An 18,760-nucleotide genomic window follows, 5' to 3' on the forward strand; every position below is an offset into this window, starting at 1 on the left:
GGAGGCCGGGCTTGCGGTGCTGTTGGTCGTGCAAGATCAGAGGTCGATCTCACCCTCGCCGCCGGTTGCACCGGAGCCTGGGCTGAAGATATTGCCGTTGTTCACCCATTCGAAACTGTTGTCGTAGGTGGCATCGATCTCGCTTGTGAAGGAGTCGTCGATCGTGAACGAGTCATCGATCGTGAACGAGTCTTCGATATCGACATCCACGTTTGTCGACAGCTCGTTGAACGAATCGTCGATGTTCAGGTCAAGGTTGTACTGCTGCGAGAAATCATTGAACGAGTCGTTGATCCTGGCATTGATGTCGGTGTTGCCGATGTTGATGTCGTCGGCCTTGATCACGAACTCCGAGTTGTCGATCGTGATGTTGCCGCCGGCCGCGAACGAATCATCGCCGAATGCGATGTTTGCGCTCTGTCCGAATGCCTGAGCGATGTTGCCGTCGCCGTTCGAGATGACCTGGTTGACAGACTGATCGAAGCTCAGCGCTCGGGCATCGACATTGACGTTGACCTCGCTGTCGATATCGGTCTTGCCGCCGCTGCCGCCCTTGCCGGCCAGTCCGCTCAGACCTGCCGGCGCCGCCGTCAGGCCACCGAGGTTCAGATTGTCGAAGCCGGCGTTGTATTGACGTACGCCGACCGTCGATGAGTAATCGTTGAGGGTCTGGGTGTTGAACGAGCTGGTGATGTTGAACGAGTCCTGATTACGGATCGAGTTGTCGGAATTGTCGTTGAACGAATCCTCGACCTCGACCTCGACGTTCGTGTTGAAGGAGTCCTCGAACTCGTTGTTCGAGTTGACATCGTTGTAGGAGTCCTCGATCTCGGTGTTGAAGGAGTCCTCGTTGTTGGAGCCGGTATTGAAGGAGTCTTCGATCTCGACCTCGACCTCGGTGTTGTACGAGTCCTCGTTGTTCGAGTCGGTGTTAAAGGAGTCCTCGTTGTTCGAGTCGGTGTTGTAAGAATCCTCGTTGTTCGAGTCCGTGTTGAGCGAGTCTTCGATCTCGGAATCGAGGTTGAAGGAGTCCTCGATCTCGACGTCGTTATTGGAGTTCACGTCGTTGAAGGAGTCTTCGATCTCGACGTCTGTGTTGAAGGAGTCCTCGATCTCGGTCTCGATCTCGGTATTGAAGGAGTCCTCGATCTCCGTCTCGATCTCGGTGTTGAAGGATTCGTCGACCTCATTGTTGGAGGCCACGTTGTTGAACGAATCGTCAATCTCGGTCTCGATCTCGGTGTTGAACGAATCCTCGGCCTCGTTGTTGGATCCGGTGTTGAACGAATCCTCGACCTCGTTGTTCGAGCCTTCGTTGAAGGAGTCCTCGACCTCGACATCGATATCGGTGTTGAGCGAGTCTTCGATCTCGACCTCGTTGTTGGAGGCCACGGTGTTGAACGAGTCTTCTACCTCTACCTCGACCTCGGTCTCGACGTCGGTATTGAACGAATCCTCGATATCGGTGTTGAACGAATCCTCGACATCGAGCGACTTGTTGAAGGAGTCCTCAACCTCGACGTCTTCGATCTCAACCTCGTTGTTCGACAAAATGTCATCAGCCACGATTCTTGCCTTTCCCCGGGGACCTTGGTGGGTCGATTTGATGAGTGGAAGCTCAAGCAACACTCTGCGCTTGATCTGACCCAGCAACATCGGGGGTGATCCCGAAACCCCCAGTCCCCGGTTAGGGGGTTAGAGGTCGGGCTCCGGGGACCAACCCGGGGTTCGCTAGTCGCCGACCGCGATCACCCGGGGCCGACGATCGGCTTGCGGGGGTAGCCAAGCGGCCGCATCGGCCATCGTCTGCTCACCGGACCGGATGTCTTTGACCTCACCATCGATCCCGCCGAACCAGACATAGGGGATGCCCCGTCGATCGGCGTAGCGGATCTGTTTGCCGTACTTATCGGCCTTCGGCGCCACCTCGCAGGCGATCCCCCGGCCGCGCAGTATCGCCGCCACCTGCATCGCGGTCGAACGGGTTTCTTCGGCGTCCACCGCAACGACCACGCAGCTCGGCACGCTTCGCGATGCAGTTAACTCGCCCTTGGCGAGCAATGGCACCAGCAATCTCGTCAGTCCCAGCGAAATACCGACACCCGGATATGTGCGCTTGCCGTCGGTGGCCAATGAGTCGTAGCGTCCGCCAGAGCTGATCGAACCGAGATGTTCGTGACCGACCAGCTCGGTTTCGTAGACGGTCCCGGTGTAGTAGTCCAGCCCGCGAGCGATCTTCAGATCGGCCACCATCCGACCCGGCACCTGAGCGCGGGCCGCGTTGATGACATTCGTCAACGCTTCCAGCCCTTCGTCCAGCATCTCGGAGCGTACGCCGAGTTCTGCGACGCGGTCTGCGAACGAATCGTCGGTGGTGCATACCGTCGCCAGTCGGACGCATTTGGCGGCCACCTCGTCCGGCAATCCCAACTCTCCGGTCAGCAGCTCAGTCACCGCGGCCGGACCGATCTTGTCGAACTTGTCGACCCGCTGCAGCACCGCTGCGGTGTCCTCGATGCCGAGACCGCGGTAGAAGCCCTCGGACAGCTTGCGGTTGTTGACGTGCATGCGCACCGGCGGCAGGCCGAGGCGGTCGTGCAGATTCTCCAACGCCTCGAGCATGACCAGCGGTGCCTCAATGTCATGGTGATCGGCCAGCGTGTTCTCGCCGATGATGTCGATGTCGGCCTGCGCGAACTCCCGATAGCGGCCCTCCTGCGGACGCTCACCTCGCCAGACTTTCTGAATCTGGTAGCGGCGGAAGGGAAACTGCAGGTGTCCGGAGTTCTCCAGCACGTAGCGAGCCAGCGGCACGGTGAGATCGAAGTGCAGCCCGAGGTCGTCGCCGGCATCACCGGGCTCCGCGTGCAACCGGCGCACGACGTAGACCTCCTTGGTGATCTCACCCTTGCGGGTGAGCGACTCCATCGTTTCGACCGCACGCGTCTCGATGCCGGCGAATCCGTGCAACTCGAAGGTCTCGCGGACCAGATCGATGACTGTCTGCTCGATCATGCGCTGGGCGGGCAGGAATTCCGGGAAGCCGGAAAGCGGCTTGGGTCGGGCCATCAGGCGAGAGCCTCCTTGGACAGGTACGGGTTGGTGGCCAACTCACGAGCCATCGTCGTGGTGGGACCATGCCCCGGAAGAATACCCGTTCCGGCATCGATCAGCGCGCGCAGTTTACGCAGCGACTCATTCATCTGAGCCATCGATCCGCCCGGCAAATCGACGCGTCCGATACTGCCGGCGAAGAGCACGTCGCCGCTGAACAGCAGCGTCTGATCTGCGGTGTGGGTGCGCAGCACCACGCAGCCCGGGGTGTGTCCGGGAGCGTGGATCACCTCGAAGTCGACTCCGGCCAGGCTGAGCCGACCGCCGTCTGCTAGTTCGCGCAGATCGTGGGGCGCCGGCAGCACCGTCGTGCCCGCGAGCTGCTCGATAATCGGTTCGCTGCCGGGTCCGAAGCCGAGGACCGGTTCGGTGAGCATCGGACGATCGTCGGGATGCAGCCAGACCGGCACGGCGAAGTCGTTGGCCAGCGAGGCGGCATCGGCGACATGATCGAAATGGCCATGGCTGCAGATGATGCCTTCGGGGTGCAGCCCGTGCTCGTTCAGCACCTGGCGCACCTTGAGTTCGGCCTGAGCGCCGGGATCGATGATCACAGCCGGCCTGGTTCCAGATGTCTGCGGGTCACCGACAGCTATCACATAGCAGTTTGTCTGCCAGGGACCGGTAACGATTGGCACGATGAACACATTTTGAAGCCTATCGGGCAAGATGGACCCATGAGTGAAAGTGCAGGGCCGGCTCGTTTCGGTCGCGTCGATTCCGATGGCACCGTCTACGTCGTAAGTTCGGCGGGTGAACGAAGAGTTGGTCAAGTCCCAGATACCGATCCAGCAGAGGCGCTGACGTTCTTCGTCCGCCGCTATGAGGCGCTCGAGACCGAGGTCAATCTGCTGTCCAAACGCATCGAATCGGGCACCGTGTCGCCCGAGGAGGCCCGCAAAGCCGTCAACGGTCTGCGGACGTCGATCACCGAGGCGAATGCGGTAGGTGACCTGGAGCGCCTGACCGCCAGGCTCGATGGCCTGGCGCCTCAACTCGCCGCTGCTCAGGAGGCCCGCAAGGCTCAGCGCGTGCAGCAGAACGAGGAGACGAAGGCATCCAAGGAGGCCATGGTCGACCAGGCCGAGAAGCTCGCTGCCGGCAATGACTGGCGCGGCGGGGTCAACAAGTTCCGGGCCTTGTTGGACGACTGGAAGGCGCTCCCGCGCATCGACCGAGCCACCGACGATGAGCTTTGGCATCGGTTCAGCAGTGCACGCACCACCTACACTCGGCGTCGCAAGGCGCAATTCGCCAACGAAAATGAGCGTCGCGACGCTGCCCGCAAGGCCAAAGAGGCCATCATCGGGCGCTCCCGCGAGATCGCCGGTTCCACCGATTGGGCGGGCACCGCTGCGGAGTTCCGTCAATTGATGACCCAGTGGAAGGCCGCCGGCGGCGCCGCGCGCGAGGTCGATGACACGCTGTGGGCAGAGTTCCGCGGATTGCAGGACCAGTTCTTCGACGCCCGTTCGGCCGCTTTCAGCGCAGAGGACGACGAGTTCAGCGAGAACCTCACCGCCAAGCAGGGGTTGCTGGATCAGGCCGAGGCAGCCATCCTTCCGGTCAACGACGTCAAGGCCGCCCGCGAGGCATTCCGCGGCTTCCTCGCTCAGTACAACCAGTACGGCAAGGTGCCCCGCGATTCCATTCGCCCCCTCGAGAACCGTCTTAGGGCAATGGAAAACGCCATCAAGACAGCGGAGGACGACGAGTGGCGACGCACCGACCCGGAGGCCCGCAAGCGCGCCGCCGACACGGTCGAGATGTTCAGCGCCCAGATCGAGAAGCTTGCCAAGCAGGCAGACGATGCCGAGGCTCGTGGCGATTCGAAGAAGGCACAGAAGACCCGCGAGTCCATCAAGACCTACACGGAGTGGCTAGACCAAGCCAACAAGGCCTTGGACGAATTCTCAGGTCACTGACGGTTCACCCGAAGCACAGGCGGCGCAAACCGACAGTCAGCCGCCCTGGCTCACCCGGAAGACGTCATAGACGCCGGAGATCCGGCGCAGCTGGTTGGTCACGTGATCGAGATACTGCGGGTCGCTGCACTCGAAGGTGAGCCGTACCTTCGCCAGCCGGTCCTTCGTGGTGCTGACCAGCGCCGAGGTGATCGAGATGCCTTGGTCGCTGAGCGCCTTGGTCAGTTCCGACAGCAGTCCGGTTCGATCGAGCGCTTCGACCTGCACGGCCACGAGATATCCGATGCCGCCGGAGGCCGCCCACTCGACCTGGACGATCCGTTCGGGCTGGGAGAGCAGGTTCGTGGCGTTCGTGCAGTCGCGACGGTGCACCGAGACGCCGTTCTCGCGCGTGACGAAACCGATGATGGCGTCACCGGGCAATGGAGTGCAGCATTTGGCCAGTTTCACCCACATATCAGGCTGGCCCTCGACGATCACGCCCGCATCGTTCTTTCCGGTGGAGCGACGCCGCGGAGCCGCGATGCGTTGGTCCTCTGATCCTTCATCGACGGCGGCCTCCAGGCCGCCCTCGGTCTCCACCAGGCGCTGGACAACGCCCTGGGATCCGACATTGCCCTCGCCGATCGCGGCATAGAGCGCGTCCACGCTCTGCAAGCGATAGCTGTCGGCCACTGCGGTCAGGTGCTCGACGGTCAGCAGCCGCTGGATGGGCAGCCCCGACTTGCGTAGCTGACGGGCCAGCTGGTCCTTGCCGTTCTCGATTGCTTCTTCACGGCGCTCCCGGGTGAAATGCTGCCTGATCTTGGAGGTCGCCCGTGGGCTGGCCACGAAACTCAGCCAGTCGCGGCTGGGGCCGGCGTCTTCGGCTCGAGAGACCAGGATTTCGCAGATGTCGCCATTGCTCAATTTGCTGCTGAGCGGAACCAGGCGTCCGTTGACCCTCGCGCCGATACATCGGTCGCCGATCTGGGAGTGAATGGCGTAGGCAAGATCGACCGGGGTGGCGTTCTTGGGTAGCGCGATGACATCGCCCTTGGGAGTGAAGACGTAGACCTCGGTGGTGTTGAGTTCGAAACGCAACGATTCGAGGAACTCCCCCGGATCATCGGTCTCACGCTGCCACTCGTTGATCTGCTGGACCCAGTTCAGCTGAGAGCCGCCGGGATCGGTGTCGAGCCCGTTCTTGCCCTTCGAGCCGGCTTCTTCCTTGTACTTCCAGTGGGCGGCGACGCCATACTCGGCCCGCCGGTGCATCTCATTGGTACGGATCTGAAACTCGACAGGCTGATTGCCGGGCCCTAGCACCGTCGTGTGCAGGGACTGGTACATGTTGTACTTCGGCATCGCGATGTAGTCCTTGAACCGCCCAGGCAGCGGATTCCAGCGCGTATGCAGCACACCGAGAGCGCCATAACAGTCGCGGGCGGAGTCGACGAGTACCCGCAGCCCGACCAGATCGTAGATGTCCGAGAAATCCCGGCCCCGCACCACCATCTTTTGATAGATCGAGTAATAGTGCTTCGGGCGTCCGTAGACCGTCGCCTTGATCCCGGCATCCGCCAGGTCCTTCTGTGCCTGATCGATGACCTCGCGCAGCTGACGTTCGCGCTGCGGCGCCGCCTCGGCGACCATCCGGACGATCTCGTCATAGACCTTCGGTTGCAGGGTCGCGAATGACAGATCCTCCAGCTCCCACTTGATGGCGTTCATGCCCAAGCGGTGAGCCAGCGGCGCGAAGATCTCCAGAGTGTCCTTAGCGATGCGTTGCTGCTTGTCGGGACGCAGATAGCTGAGCGTGCGCATGTTGTGCAGCCGGTCGGCGAGCTTGATGACCAGCACCCGGACATCACGCGCGGTGGCCACCACCAACTTGCGGATGGTCTCGGCCTTAGCCGACTCGCCATAGGTCAGCTTGTCGAGCTTGGTGACCCCGTCGACCAGCTGGGCGATCTCGTCGCCGAAGTCGGCCCTCAGCTGCTCAAGGGTGTAGCTGGTGTCCTCAACGGTGTCATGCAGCAATGCCGCGCACAGCGTCGACTCGGTCATACCCAACTCGGCGAGGATCGTCGCCACCGCGAGTGGATGAGTGATGTAGGGCTCGCCGCTCTTGCGCTGCTGACCGCGGTGATAGTGCTCGGCGGTGTGATAGGCGCGTTCCAGCTGATCGAGATCGGCCTTGGGATGATTGGCTCGTACCACCGAGAAGAGCGGGTCCAGCACCGCTGACTGCGGCGGACGATTGGCCGCGCCGAACCAGGCCAACCGCTGGCGCATGCGCAGCCGGGGTTGTTCCGGCCCGCTGGAGACGCGCTCCAGAGTGCTCGAATGGGGGGCTCCAGGGGTTCCCTGGCCACTACCGTAGGGACCGTAGACGCTATCTTGCGACATCGCCTCCCCCTTCCGCTCACACGTTTTACCTGAGTGTATTCCCTGTGCAGAACGCCGGGTATTCGCGGCTTAGGAGGGGCCCTTAGTCCTCGATACCGATCAGCGCATAGATGTCGTCCACCCCATCGTTGATCAGGGTCTCGCGTCCGGGCTGTCCGACCAGCTCCAACACCACCTGAATCTGCGCAACGCTGGCACCCAACCGCTCCACCAGCCGCTTGGATGCCTGCAGCGTCCCACCGGTGGCGAGCAGGTCGTCCACCAGCAGCACGTTGTCGTCAGGCAGCAGGGCGTCTGTGTGAACGGCCAGTGTCGTCGAGCCGTACTCCAGGTCGAAGCTCTCCTCCACGACCGCGCCGGGCAGCTTGCCCGGCTTACGGATGGGGACGAAGCCTACCCCCAGCCGAAGCGCGAGCGGGGTACCGAAGATGAAGCCACGCGACTCCACCCCACAGACCACGCTCGCGTCACAGGGGGCATGCTCGGCCATCACATCGATGACATCGCCGAAGGCCTCGACATCGCCCAGCAACGGAGTGATGTCGCGGAATCTGATGCCGGGCTTCGGAAAGTCCAGCACAGTGCGAATCAGATTGGCCGCACGAATCACTCGCTGATCGGTCATCTCACTTCTTCCTCGACGAACGAGACCTCTTGGACGGCTGAACCCGGGCCTTCGGCTCTGTGATGCCGCTGCCGTCGGTGTCCGTGGACTCACCCGGCTGCGCAGAATCGGCGTCGTCGTCGCCCGAGGTGGCGAACTCGAGCGCACCGTCGGCCGGTAGTGCCGTCAGCGGTACGCCGGCGGCACTCACCTTGTCGTCGGTGGTCGCGACCGAGGCCACGACCTTGGCCCTACCGCGTCGCTTGGCCTTCTCCAGGGCGGCGCGATGCTTGATCATCGCCGGCTCCCGCTCGCGCAATTGGGCGAGCATCGGAGCGGCCAGGAAGATCGACGAGTAGGCACCCGAAATCATGCCGATCAGCATGGCCAGGCCGAGGTCGGCCAGCGGGCCTTCGCCACCCAGCACAACCAGCCCGGCAATCAGGATTGCCAGAACAGGCAGCACCGCGATGATCGTGGTGTTGATCGACCGGACGAGCACCTGGTTGACCGCCGCATTGGCTGCTTCGGTGTAGGTCCGCGACTGGTGCTTCAGATCTTTGGTCTGTTCACGGACCATGTCGAAGACCACCACCGTGTCGTACAGCGAGTAGCCCAGAATGGTGAGCACCGCGATAACGGTCGCAGGGGTCACCGTGAAACCGGCGAGGGCGTAGAGGCCCACCGTTACGACCAGGTCGTGCAGCAGCGCTATCAGCGCCGAGGCCGACATCTTCCATTCCCGGAAGTACGCCCAGATCAAGATACCCACCAGCACCAGGAAGACGACCAGCGCCACCAGTGCCTGTTGGGTGATCTGTTTACCCCAGGAGGGGCCGATCAACGAGTACGCGACATCGTCGGAGGAAACGCCGGCCTGTTCGGCGATCGCCTCTCGCACCGTGATGACGGTTTCGGTGTCGAGGCTGCGAGTCTGGATCCGCACTGTCGAATCGCCGACCGTGTTCACCTGCAGGTCGAGATCGGCCACTCCGGTGTTGTTGACGGCAGCGGCGAAATCATCGACCGTGGACGACGTGACGTGCACGGGTGCCTGGAAGACCGAGCCGCCCACGAAGTCGATGCCCAGGTTCAGGCCACGAACCGAGACCGCCAGCACCGAGATCAACAGCAGCACGGCGCTGATGGTGTACCACCGACGGCGCTGCGCCATGAAATCGAACTGGAAATCACCGGTGTACAGCCGGTGCGCGAATGTCATCTTCTTGGCCGGCGGGGCCACCTTGGTCTCACTCATGGCTGGCCTCCTCGGCTTTCTTGCTGGCGCCGGGTTTGCCGGTGACGTCGGCTTTGGTTCGCTTCCGGACCGAACCGCGGCGTCCCAACAGGGACGCGCGGCTGACGCCCAGATGCTCGGGATCCAAACCGGAATTCTTGTGGCCCTCGCCGAAGAACTTCGTCCGGCCGAGCAGGGTCATCAACGGGTGGGTGAAGAAGATCACCAGCAGCAGATCGATCGCGGTCGTAACGCCCAAGGTGAAGGCGAAGCCTTTCACACTGCCGATCGCCAGGAAATAGAGCACCACGGCGGCCAGCAGCTGAACCCCATCGGCCATCAGGATGGTCCCCCGTGCCTTGTGCCAACCGGACTGGATGGAATGGCGCAGGCTATGTCCCTCGCGAATCTCGTCACGTATTCGTTCGAAGTAGACGATGAACGAGTCCGCTGTCACACCGATAGCCACGATCGCGCCCGCGATACCGGGTAGGTTCAGCGCGAATCCGACCGCCGAGCCGAGCAGCACCATCACCGCGTAGGTGACAGTCGCGGCGGCCAACAGAGAGCCGGCGACAACGATCGTCAGCCCGCGATAGTAGATCAGACTATAGGCAATGACCAGGCACAGGCCGATGATGCCGGCGATGATGCCCGCGGTCATCTGGTTTCCGCCCAGCACCGGCGAGACCGTGTCGACGGAGCTGGTTTCCAGATCCACCGGCAGCGAGCCGTAGCGAAGCGTGGTGGCCAGCGACTTGGCCGTGGTTTCGGTGATGCCGGTGCCCGAGATGCTCGCCTTGCCGCCGGTGATCCGCTCGCTGACGCTCGGCGCCGAGATCACCTCGCGGTCGAGCACGATCGCGAACTGATTCTGCGGCGCGGACTTGGCAGACAGCCCCTCGGTGGCGTCCGCGAAGGTCGCCGAGCCCTCATCGTCAAATGTCAGTGAGACGATCCAGCTGACCTCACCCTGCGGGATGCCCGCAGTCGCGTCGGTGACGTGCTCGCCACTCAGGATGACAGGGCCGAGGAAGTACTTATAGGTGCCCGTCTGATCGCAGGCGATCAGAGGCTGATCGGAGACATCCGGGAACTCGTCGCCGCACTGGAACGCGGCGAAGTCCTCTGCGTCCTGCTGGGTCGGGCTGTAGTTCAACTCCTCATCGAGGGTGAGCGGCTGATCGCCCGGCACGGTCGGGCGCGGAGTGCTCGATGCCGGAGGCTCGGTGGGCAACTGGGGCATCGGGCGGCGCTGAGCGCTACTGGCTGGAGCGGAACTGGGCTCGGTGGTGGTCGAAGACGCGGACGACTGGGCACTGCTCGGGCTGGCCGACCCGGACTCGTCCGCGCTGATCTCACCGCTCGGGGTGGCAGCAGTGGACGGCTCAGCCGTGGACGTGTCGGGTTGCTGGATCTGCTGGGAGGCGATCACCGGGCGGAAGGCCAGCTTCGCGGTGGCGCCCACGAGTTCGACCAGTTCGTCGCTGCTCGTGTTGGGCACAGCGACTTCGATCTTGTCGTTGCCCTGGATCGTCACCGATGACTCGCCGACGCCGAGTGAGTCGACGCGGTTCTGGATGATGGTGCGTGCCGTCTCCAGGTTTTCCCGGGGAACGGTACTGCCGTCGCTGGTCCGGGCGGTCAACGTGATCGTGGTGCCGCCTCGCAGGTCCAGACCGAGCCGCGGCGTCCAGGTGCCGGTGACCGCCATCAGGGCGAAAAGCATTACGACGACGATCGCGAAACCGATCAGCGTCCGCCCGGGCCTGAATGAACTTGTGTTTTGTGCAGATGATGCCACTGGGGGCTGCTCCTGTCAGCGTTCCTGCGGACGCTCGCCGGCGTCGTCGGTGGCGCTGACCTCGTTCGAACCGGGCTGGTAGATGACGTTCTCGCCGGGCTTATAGATGGCGTCCGATGCTGCCTCGTCAGCCTCGCCCGCGGCTTGTTCGGTCTCATCGGTAGCGGCCACGGCTGCTTCGGCCACGGGCTGGTCGATGACGTTCGCGTCGCCCTCAACGATCTCGGCGAAGGACCGGTCGATGTCGTCGGCGCGGAAACTGTCAGCGGCAACTGCGGCCTGATCGTCGGTGAACTCGAACTCTTCTTCATCCGGCTTGGCCGCGCGCATCACGGCCTGCCTGAGCACGGTGACCTCGACGCCGGGAGCCAGTTCGACGACCATCTGCTGATCGGCAGTTGCCCGGATCGTTCCGAAGATGCCCGAATTGAGCAACACCCTGGAGCCGGGCTGTAGAGCCTCAAGCATCTTGCGCTGCTCCTCCATCCGCTTCTTCTGCGGACGGACGGTCATGAAGTACATCAGGCCGATGAAGACCGCCATGATGAGCAGAATTTCCATGTAAGACACCCTCACTAGTCAGCAACCAGGCCGTTGCCTGGACGTGCAGGAGCGCGCACACCCGCACGCACTCCAGCGATCTTACCGAGTACAGCTGGGATCACCACATCTGGTCATGCGTTTTTCACGCTCAGGACCTGTGAATGACCGTCAACCGAAGAGTTCCGGCTGGCCACCGGACGCTTCCTGGACAGGCGCGGTCAGTCCCAGGTGAGCCCAGCCGGCAGGCGTGGCAATGCGTCCACGCGGCGTGCGCATCAAGAAGCCGAGTCGAACCAGGAAGGGTTCGGCGACCTCTTCGATCGTCTCGGTCTCCTCGGCAACACTGATGGCAAGTGTCGACAACCCGACGGGCCCACCAGCGAACTTGCGGCAGATGGAATTCAAGACGGCCCGGTCGAGACGGTCCAGACCGAGCGGGTCGACCTCGTAGAGTTCCAGGGCATCGCGAGCCAACTGGGGGTTCACGATGCCGCCGTTGTGTACCTGGGCATAGTCGCGCACGCGGCGCAGCAGGCGGTTGGCGATACGGGGCGTCCCGCGCGAGCGTCGGGCGATCTCCGCAGCAGACTCCGCGTCCAGCGCGATGCCGAGCTTGGTGGCAGAGCGGCCCGCGATCCGCTCCAGGTCGGCCGAATCGTAATAGTCCAGCTGAGCGGTGAAACCGAAGCGGTCGCGCAACGGCCCGGGCAGCAAACCCGCTCTGGTCGTCGCACCCACCAGGGTGAACGGCGGGATCTCGATCGGAATGGCGGTGGCGCCCGGACCCTTCCCCAGCACAACGTCCACTCTGAAGTCCTCCATCGCCAGATAGAGCATCTCCTCGGCCGGCCGGCTCATCCGGTGTATCTCGTCGAGGAAGAGCACTTCGCCCTCGGTGAGCCCCGACAAGATGGCCGCCAGATCGCCGGCGTGCTGAATCGCGGGCCCCGAGGTGATGTGCAGCGGCACAGCCATCTCATTGGCGATGATCATCGCCAATGTCGTCTTGCCCAGCCCCGGCGGACCCGACAGCAGTACATGATCGGGAGTGCTCCCCCGGTGCAAGGCGGCCTGCAGGACCAGGCTGAGCTGATCGACCACGCGCGGCTGGCCTTCGAAATCGGCCAACGCCGAGGGACGCAGCGCGCCTTCGGCCGCGATCTCGTCGGGTGTGGGCCACGGATCGACCGGGGAATGGGTCACGGTGCGGGACTCCTCAGGCTCGGGCCAGCGACTGCAATGCGGCCTTCATCAGCCTACCCAGTGAGATCTGCGGATCGTCGACCACCAGTGGAGCGATCTTCTCGACGGCGGCATCCGCGTCCTTGGACGACCATCCGAGGCCCTGCAGACCACTGGAGACCTGCTCGCGCCACGGCTCACCGTCCGGAACACCAACGTGATCGCTCGTGTCGAGCTGCGCAGCCAACGCGCCGACGCGGTCGCGCAGTTCGACGATGATCTTCTCGGCGCCCTTGCGTCCGATGCCGGGCACCTTCATCAGTACCGCGACCGAATCGCTTTGAATCGCGGAGACGACCTCGGCAGGGCTCAGCACCGAGATCGCCGCCAGCGCCAGCTTGGGCCCTACTCCGGATGCCAGCTGCAGCATCTCGAAGGCCTGCCGTTCGTGCGCATCGGTGAAACCGAAGAGCGTCAGCGCGTCTTGCCGGACGATCAAGGTGGTCGCCACGGTGCATTCGGCGCCTGGCCGCAGGCCTGCGGCGGTGCCCGGCGTGCAGGAGACCCTGAACCCTACGCCCGAGACATCGATCACCGCCCAGTTCGGGCCGAGGGCCACGGCGGTTCCGCGGAGCTGGGAGATCATCGTCGTCCTGTTCTGGCCGCGTGTTCCTGCACTGCGGCCGCGTAGCGATTGACCGAGCCACCCCGCCACAGCTGGCACAGCGCCAGTGCCACGGCGTCGGCGGCGTCGGCGGGCCTGGGGGCCTCGTCCAGTTTGAGAATGCGGACGACCATCGCGGCCACCTGGGCCTTGTCGGCGCGCCCGGATCCGGTGATCGCGGCCTTCACCTCGGTCGGGGTGTGCAGTGCCACCGGAATTGCGTGCCTGGCAGCGATCAGCATCGCGATGCCGGCCGCCTGAGCGGTGCCCGTGACGGTCATCACGTTGTGCTGGGCGAAGACGCGTTCGACTGCGATGACCTCGGGTCGATTGGCCTGCACCCAGGCTTCCAGGCCCTCCTCGATGGCCAGCAGCCGGTGGGCATGGTCGAGGCCCGGCGAGGTGCGCACCACTCCGGCGGCGACCAGCTGCGGGGAACGCACCGATGCGGCATCGATGACTCCGACACCGCATCGGGTCAGGCCGGGATCAACGCCAAGAACACGCATGGCACCACCCGTCGGATTGCGAACACACGTTCGGATTCTAGGCCACGACAAAGAGTGCCCGGCTCAGGCGCGCCGGACACTCTTCTTCAATGGGGCCAAGGTCAGTCGTCACTGTCCAGCGCGGCCTGGACCTCTTCGCTCAGGTCTGCATTGGTGAAGACGGTCTGGACATCGTCCAGGTCTTCGAGGGCATCGACGATGCGGAAGAGCTTCTGCGCGTCGTCAACCGAATCAATGGCCTGGTCGAAGCTCGCGACGAACTGGACTTCGGCCGAGTCGTAGTCGATATCGGCGGCCTGCACGGCCTTGCGGACGGCGACCAGATCGTTGGGGTCGCTGATCAAGTCGAAAGCGTCCCCCTCATCGGAGATGTCCTCCGCATTGGCCTCGATGGTGGCTTCGAGCAAGTCGTCCTCGGTGATGGAGCGAGTCTGGGTCTTGCGGCCCTCGGTGGCAACCTCCTGCTCCTTGGCCACGGTCACGACCCCCTTGCGGTTGAACAGCCGCTGCACCGAACCGCCGTCGGCCATGGTGCCGCCGTTACGGGTGACCGCCACTCGCACATCCGAGATCGAACGGTTGCGGTTGTCGGTCAGGCACTCGATCAAGATCGCGACGCCGGCCGGGCCGTACGCCTCGTACATGATCGACTCGTAGTTCACGGCGTCGGCACCCTCGCCCGCGCCACGCTTGACGGCACGGTCGATATTGTCGTTGGGAACCGAATTCTTCTTGGCCTTCTGAACCGCGTCATAGAGAGTCGGATTGCCCGCAATGTCGCCACCGCCGAGCCGAGCCGCGACTTCGATGTTCTTGATCAGCTTGGCGAACAGCTTGCCGCGCTTGGCATCGATCGCAGCCTTCTTGTGCTTCGTGGTTGCCCACTTCGAGTGGCCTGACATATATGACTATCCCCCTACGTACACCCGACGAACCTTCGTTAGCTTACTCAGTCGTCGAAGGTGGCTCCAAAGAGGACCATTTTGTCCTCGAAACGATAACCCATGCCGCCGAACAGCGACTCGCTTCTCGGCAGGTTGTCGGTATCGATCCCGATGCCCGCCAAGACGCAGCCGTGATCGGCGAAGGTGCGCATGGAGGCCGCCAGCAGCGCATGGGCGAGGCCGTGCCGCTGGTATGCGGGGAGCACGCCGATCCGTTCGGTCCATCCCTCACGCCAGCCGTTCTGGCGCTCGATGATCTCCGAGTTCACCGCGTAGCCGACGACCCCGGCGTCCGGGTTGTTGGTCTGCACGGCGATCCACGACCAGTCCAGACGCGAATCGGGGCGTTCCAGCGAGCGCTCCCAGGCGTCCGGCGCGACGTCGTGCGAACCATGCCTGGTGCCGAAGGCCGTGTTGTGGGCCTGACGGACCTTGTCCGACCAGGATCGTTCGAAAGACCGCAATTCGATGCCGGGAGGAGGCAGCACCAGCGGCAACGCCCCATCGGTGAGGCTGCGATGGGCATCGCAGAACCAGCGCTGCGGCTTCAGCAGGCCGTTCTCCTCGAGATCGGCGGCCACCCGGGAGCCTTCGTCGGTTGCGCAACCGACCCAGAGCGGGCCGAGCAGCGGACGGGTCTCCCGCAGATGCTGGTACCAGGCCCTGGCGCGTGAGATCAGCCAGGCCACCAGCTTGACGCCGATCTTGTGGTGCCGCCAGGCCGGATGTACCCCGATCTCCATCCAGGCATGGGGAAGCTGGACGTCGGGGGCCGTGATGTGATTCCAGCCGTAGGCCACGATCGTGCCGCCGCGGTCGCGTCCGACGACTGCGTGATTGGAGGCATACGCCCAATCCTGCTCGAAGTCTTCGGTCAGGCCGCCCAACTCGCGGTGCTGGATGGGATCGTCGAAGTACTCGATGGCAGCGCAAAGCTCGGATACCTCGCTCAGGTCGTCACGGGTGAGGAACGACCACTCCAGACTTCCTTCGACGATGGCCTCTCCCCAGGAGAGTTGCTGCTCGCGCATCTGGGCTCACGTCTCAGCTCGCCAGTGGGTCATGCACGGCGGCCAACGCCTCGGTCAAGGTGAAGTTGCCCACGTAAAGCGCGGTGCCGATGATCGCACCCTCGACACCGATCGGCACCAGCCCCGACAGCATCCTCAGGTCGTGCAATGAGGAGATGCCGCCGCTGGCCACCACCTTGGCGCCGGTACGAGCGCAAACCGCACCCAGCAGTTCCAGATTCGGCCCGGTCAGCATGCCGTCGCTGGCGACATCGGTCACCACGAAGCGCTCGCAGCCGGCCTGCGTCATGCGCTGCACCGTCTCGAAGACGTCACCGCCGCTGGTTGTCCAGCCACGCGCGGCCAGCTGGTTACCGCGCACGTCGAGGCCGATCGCGATCCGGTCGCCGTGCTCGGCGATGATCTTCTCGCACCATTCGGGCTTCTCCAGCGCCGCAGTACCCACGTTCACGCGGCGGGCCCCGGTGCTCAAAGCGCGTGTCAACGAAGCGTCGTCGCGGATGCCTCCGGACAATTCAACGTCGATCTCCAGCTCCGCGATGACCTCGGCGAGTTGCTCCGCGTTGGAATCGCGCCCAAAAGCCGCATCGAGATCGACCAGATGCAGCCACTGGGCGCCTTGGGACTGCCATCGCAGCGCTGCTTCCAGCGGGTCACCGAAGACCCGCTCGCTGCCGGCGGCCCCTTGAATGAGTTGCACCGCCTTGCCGTTTTGGACATCGACCGCCGGCAGCAGCACCAGCCGCTGTAAATCTGCTGAGGTTGAAGTGTTCGTCATGGACACGTTGAACGACCCTAACTTGCCAGCCAATGGCGTAGTAGTTGTGCCCCAGCCGCTCCGGACTTCTCCGGGTGGAACTGGGTGCTGGTCACGCTGCCCCACTGGACGGCAGCGATGAACCTATCTCCTTCGTGCTCGCACCAGGTGATGCGGGCATCCGCAGGTACGCAAGCTTGGCCATCGTCGTCGCTGGCATGCACTCCGTACGAGTGGACGAAATAGAACCTTCGATCTTGGAGCCCCTCGAAAACGCCCGCCTGTGCTGGCGCCTCGACAGTGTTCCAGCCCATATGCGGCAGCCGTCGGGCAGCCAACCGCTCCACGGTACCAGGAAAGATGCCGATGCCATCGGCGGGCTCCCCGCGCTCGACACCGTGCGCGAAAAGCACCTGGTGGCCCACGCAGATACCGAGCAGCTTTCGTCCGGAGCCGACCCAGTCGCGCACCAGATCGACGCCGCCGACCGCATGCAGCCCCGCCATGCATGCCGCGAAAGCACCCACACCTGGCACTACGAGTGCCTCGGCGCTGGCGAACTCGCTCGGCTTGCTGCCGAGTCGCACCTGGGCTCCGGCGGCCTCGAGTGCCCGGCATGCCGAGTGGAGGTTTCCTGACCCGTAGTCGAGAACCCCTATCGTCGGTTCGATCACAGCGCGCCCTTGGTACTCGGGATTCCCGTCACGCGGGGGTCAGGCTCGACTGCGACGCGTAGCGCCCGGGCCAGCGACTTGAATTCGGCCTCGACGATGTGGTGCGGTTCGCGTCCGGCCAGCAAGGTGAGATGGACGCAGATACCCGCATTGAAGGCCAGCGATTCGAAGACATGCTGAGTCATCGAGCCCGCGTAGAGCGGACCGGTGCCGCCGATGCGGGCATAGATCTGTCCTTCCGGCTCACCGGTGAACACGGCATATGCGCGTCCTGCAACGTCGACAACGCAACGCGCCAGGGCTTCGTCCAGGGGCACGGTGGCGTCGCCGAAGCGGCGGATGCCGCGCTTGTCGCCCAGCGCGATCTTGAGCGCCTGCCCGATCGCGATGGCGGTGTCCTCGATCGAGTGGTGGCCGTCGATATAGATATCGCCGGTGGTGGTGATCTCCATGTCGATCAGCGAGTGGCGTGACAATGCGGTCAGCATGTGATCGTAGAAACCCACGCCGGTGCTGATCGTCGAGGTGCCCGTACCGTCCAGATTGAGCAAGACATCGACATCGGACTCGCTGGTGACACGCTTCACGTGCGCAATGCGCGCTTCAGCAGTCATTTCGTTGGCTCCTCGTCTAGCGGGTGATCTCATGATTGGGCAGGATCTCGCTGAGCGCCGCCCGGAAGGCGGCCATCTCGGCTGGGGTGCCTGCCGACACCCGCAGAAAGCCTGCCGGGCCGGTCTCGCGAATCAGTACACCACGATCGAGCAATTGCTGCCAGACCGCGTGACGGTCGGCGAAGCGGCCGAAGAGGCAGAAGTTCGCCTGGCTTGGTACCACGTCGAGGCCATGACGACGAAGCCATTGCTGAAGGTTCTGACACTCGTTGCGCAGCACATCGACCTGGCCGAGCATCTCGTCCCTGTTGGCCAGCGCGACCCGGGCGAGGGCCTGGGTTTGGGCCGACATGTGATAGGGCAGCCGGACGATGCGGCAGGCGTCCACCACGGCAGGTGCCGCCGCGAGGTAACCGACACGCCCCCCGGCCAGCGCGAAGGCCTTGCTCATGGTGCGGCTGACGACCAGCTTGCCGAAGCGCGGCAGCAGGGCCAATGCGGAATCCTCCGGGACCTCGGTGAACTCCTGGTAGGCCTCGTCGACGATCACGATCGCATCGGTGGCGGCACAGATCTCGCCGATGACGCTGACCGGTGTCTGGGTGCCCGTCGGGTTGTTCGGTGTGCAGATCAGCACGATGTCGGGGTGGTGCTCGGCGATCGCAGCGAGCACCAGATCGGCGTCGACGCTGAAATCATGGCGCCTGGGCACAGTGACGTAGCCGGTGTGCGTATTGCGGGCATATTCCGGGTACATCGAGTAGGTC

The 18,760-nt window shown here is 63.7% G+C and carries 18 protein-coding genes; 1 reads left to right on the top strand and 17 read right to left on the bottom strand.

Going from position 1 to position 18,760, the window contains the following annotated elements; all coding sequences use genetic code 11:
• Nucleotides 1-36 precede the first annotated feature (36 nt).
• The 3 genes from AAFP05_RS05065 to AAFP05_RS05075 all read right to left on the bottom strand — a co-directional run bounded on the left by AAFP05_RS05065 (nt 37) and on the right by AAFP05_RS05075 (nt 3,761).
• Nucleotides 37-1,566: a hypothetical protein gene (locus AAFP05_RS05065; protein WP_341728764.1), complete on the bottom strand. Its 1,530-nt coding sequence runs from the start codon at nt 1,564-1,566 to the stop codon at nt 37-39.
• 165 nt (nt 1,567-1,731) lie between these two features.
• Complete coding sequence (hisS, locus tag AAFP05_RS05070) at nt 1,732-3,069, bottom strand: histidine--tRNA ligase (protein ID WP_341728765.1); 1,338 nt, start codon at nt 3,067-3,069, stop codon at nt 1,732-1,734.
• The gene (locus tag AAFP05_RS05075) at nt 3,069-3,761 is read right to left on the bottom strand and encodes an MBL fold metallo-hydrolase (protein ID WP_341728766.1); all 693 of its coding nucleotides are present in this window, start codon (nt 3,759-3,761) and stop codon (nt 3,069-3,071) included. Before AAFP05_RS05075 ends, hisS begins: the two co-directional genes overlap by 1 nt.
• A gap of 30 nt (nt 3,762-3,791) precedes the next feature.
• Here AAFP05_RS05075 and AAFP05_RS05080 point away from each other — a divergent pair, with 30 nt between their 5' ends.
• Nucleotides 3,792-5,039, top strand: a complete 1,248-nt coding sequence (locus tag AAFP05_RS05080; RefSeq protein WP_341728767.1) for a DUF349 domain-containing protein — start codon at nt 3,792-3,794, stop codon at nt 5,037-5,039.
• Nucleotides 5,040-5,075: 36 nt separating this feature from the next.
• On the opposite strand, the gene AAFP05_RS05085 is transcribed toward AAFP05_RS05080, so the two are convergent.
• The 14 genes from AAFP05_RS05085 to AAFP05_RS05150 form a co-directional block, all read right to left on the bottom strand.
• Nucleotides 5,076-7,430 carry a bifunctional (p)ppGpp synthetase/guanosine-3',5'-bis(diphosphate) 3'-pyrophosphohydrolase gene (locus AAFP05_RS05085; RefSeq protein ID WP_341728768.1) on the bottom strand — a complete coding sequence of 785 codons (2,355 nt, stop codon included), beginning with the start codon at nt 7,428-7,430 and terminating at the stop codon, nt 5,076-5,078.
• Between the two features lie 82 nt (nt 7,431-7,512).
• Nucleotides 7,513-8,055: an adenine phosphoribosyltransferase gene (locus tag AAFP05_RS05090; protein ID WP_341728769.1), complete on the bottom strand. Its 543-nt coding sequence runs from the start codon at nt 8,053-8,055 to the stop codon at nt 7,513-7,515.
• A 1-nt stretch (nt 8,056) separates the two neighbouring features.
• Nucleotides 8,057-9,292 (bottom strand): protein translocase subunit SecF, encoded by a 1,236-nt coding sequence (gene secF / locus AAFP05_RS05095; protein ID WP_341728770.1) that lies wholly within the window; start codon nt 9,290-9,292, stop codon nt 8,057-8,059.
• Complete coding sequence (secD, locus tag AAFP05_RS05100) at nt 9,285-11,024, bottom strand: protein translocase subunit SecD (protein ID WP_341728783.1); 1,740 nt, start codon at nt 11,022-11,024, stop codon at nt 9,285-9,287. The genes secF and secD overlap by 8 nt, the downstream gene beginning before the upstream one ends.
• A gap of 66 nt (nt 11,025-11,090) precedes the next feature.
• Nucleotides 11,091-11,636 (bottom strand): preprotein translocase subunit YajC, encoded by a 546-nt coding sequence (yajC, locus tag AAFP05_RS05105; protein ID WP_341728771.1) that lies wholly within the window; start codon nt 11,634-11,636, stop codon nt 11,091-11,093.
• Between the two features lie 150 nt (nt 11,637-11,786).
• On the bottom strand, nt 11,787-12,821 hold the full coding sequence (ruvB, locus tag AAFP05_RS05110; protein ID WP_341728772.1) for a Holliday junction branch migration DNA helicase RuvB: 1,035 nt from the start codon (nt 12,819-12,821) through the stop codon (nt 11,787-11,789).
• A 13-nt stretch (nt 12,822-12,834) separates the two neighbouring features.
• Nucleotides 12,835-13,446 (bottom strand): Holliday junction branch migration protein RuvA, encoded by a 612-nt coding sequence (gene ruvA / locus AAFP05_RS05115; RefSeq protein WP_341728773.1) that lies wholly within the window; start codon nt 13,444-13,446, stop codon nt 12,835-12,837.
• On the bottom strand, nt 13,443-13,973 hold the full coding sequence (gene ruvC / locus AAFP05_RS05120; protein ID WP_341728774.1) for a crossover junction endodeoxyribonuclease RuvC: 531 nt from the start codon (nt 13,971-13,973) through the stop codon (nt 13,443-13,445). The genes ruvA and ruvC overlap by 4 nt, the downstream gene beginning before the upstream one ends.
• 101 nt (nt 13,974-14,074) lie before the next feature.
• A complete protein-coding gene (locus tag AAFP05_RS05125) occupies nt 14,075-14,875 on the bottom strand; it encodes a YebC/PmpR family DNA-binding transcriptional regulator (RefSeq protein ID WP_341728775.1) in 801 nt (266 codons plus the stop codon).
• 47 nt (nt 14,876-14,922) lie between these two features.
• Nucleotides 14,923-15,948: a GNAT family N-acetyltransferase gene (locus tag AAFP05_RS05130; protein WP_341728776.1), complete on the bottom strand. Its 1,026-nt coding sequence runs from the start codon at nt 15,946-15,948 to the stop codon at nt 14,923-14,925.
• Nucleotides 15,949-15,961: 13 nt separating this feature from the next.
• On the bottom strand, nt 15,962-16,726 hold the full coding sequence (priA, locus tag AAFP05_RS05135; protein WP_341728777.1) for a bifunctional 1-(5-phosphoribosyl)-5-((5-phosphoribosylamino)methylideneamino)imidazole-4-carboxamide isomerase/phosphoribosylanthranilate isomerase PriA: 765 nt from the start codon (nt 16,724-16,726) through the stop codon (nt 15,962-15,964).
• Nucleotides 16,727-16,743: 17 nt separating this feature from the next.
• On the bottom strand, nt 16,744-17,379 hold the full coding sequence (hisH, locus tag AAFP05_RS05140) for an imidazole glycerol phosphate synthase subunit HisH (protein ID WP_341728778.1): 636 nt from the start codon (nt 17,377-17,379) through the stop codon (nt 16,744-16,746).
• Nucleotides 17,376-17,993, bottom strand: coding sequence for an imidazoleglycerol-phosphate dehydratase HisB (gene hisB / locus AAFP05_RS05145; RefSeq protein ID WP_341728779.1), 618 nt, complete (start codon nt 17,991-17,993; stop codon nt 17,376-17,378). The genes hisH and hisB overlap by 4 nt, the downstream gene beginning before the upstream one ends.
• A 16-nt stretch (nt 17,994-18,009) precedes the next feature.
• Nucleotides 18,010-18,760: aminotransferase class I/II-fold pyridoxal phosphate-dependent enzyme (locus tag AAFP05_RS05150; RefSeq protein ID WP_341728780.1), on the bottom strand; the 751-nt coding region annotated here is incomplete at its 5' end.

This window comes from Brooklawnia sp. (genome assembly GCF_032229645.1).
Taxonomy (GTDB): Bacteria; Actinomycetota; Actinomycetes; order Propionibacteriales; family Propionibacteriaceae; genus Brooklawnia.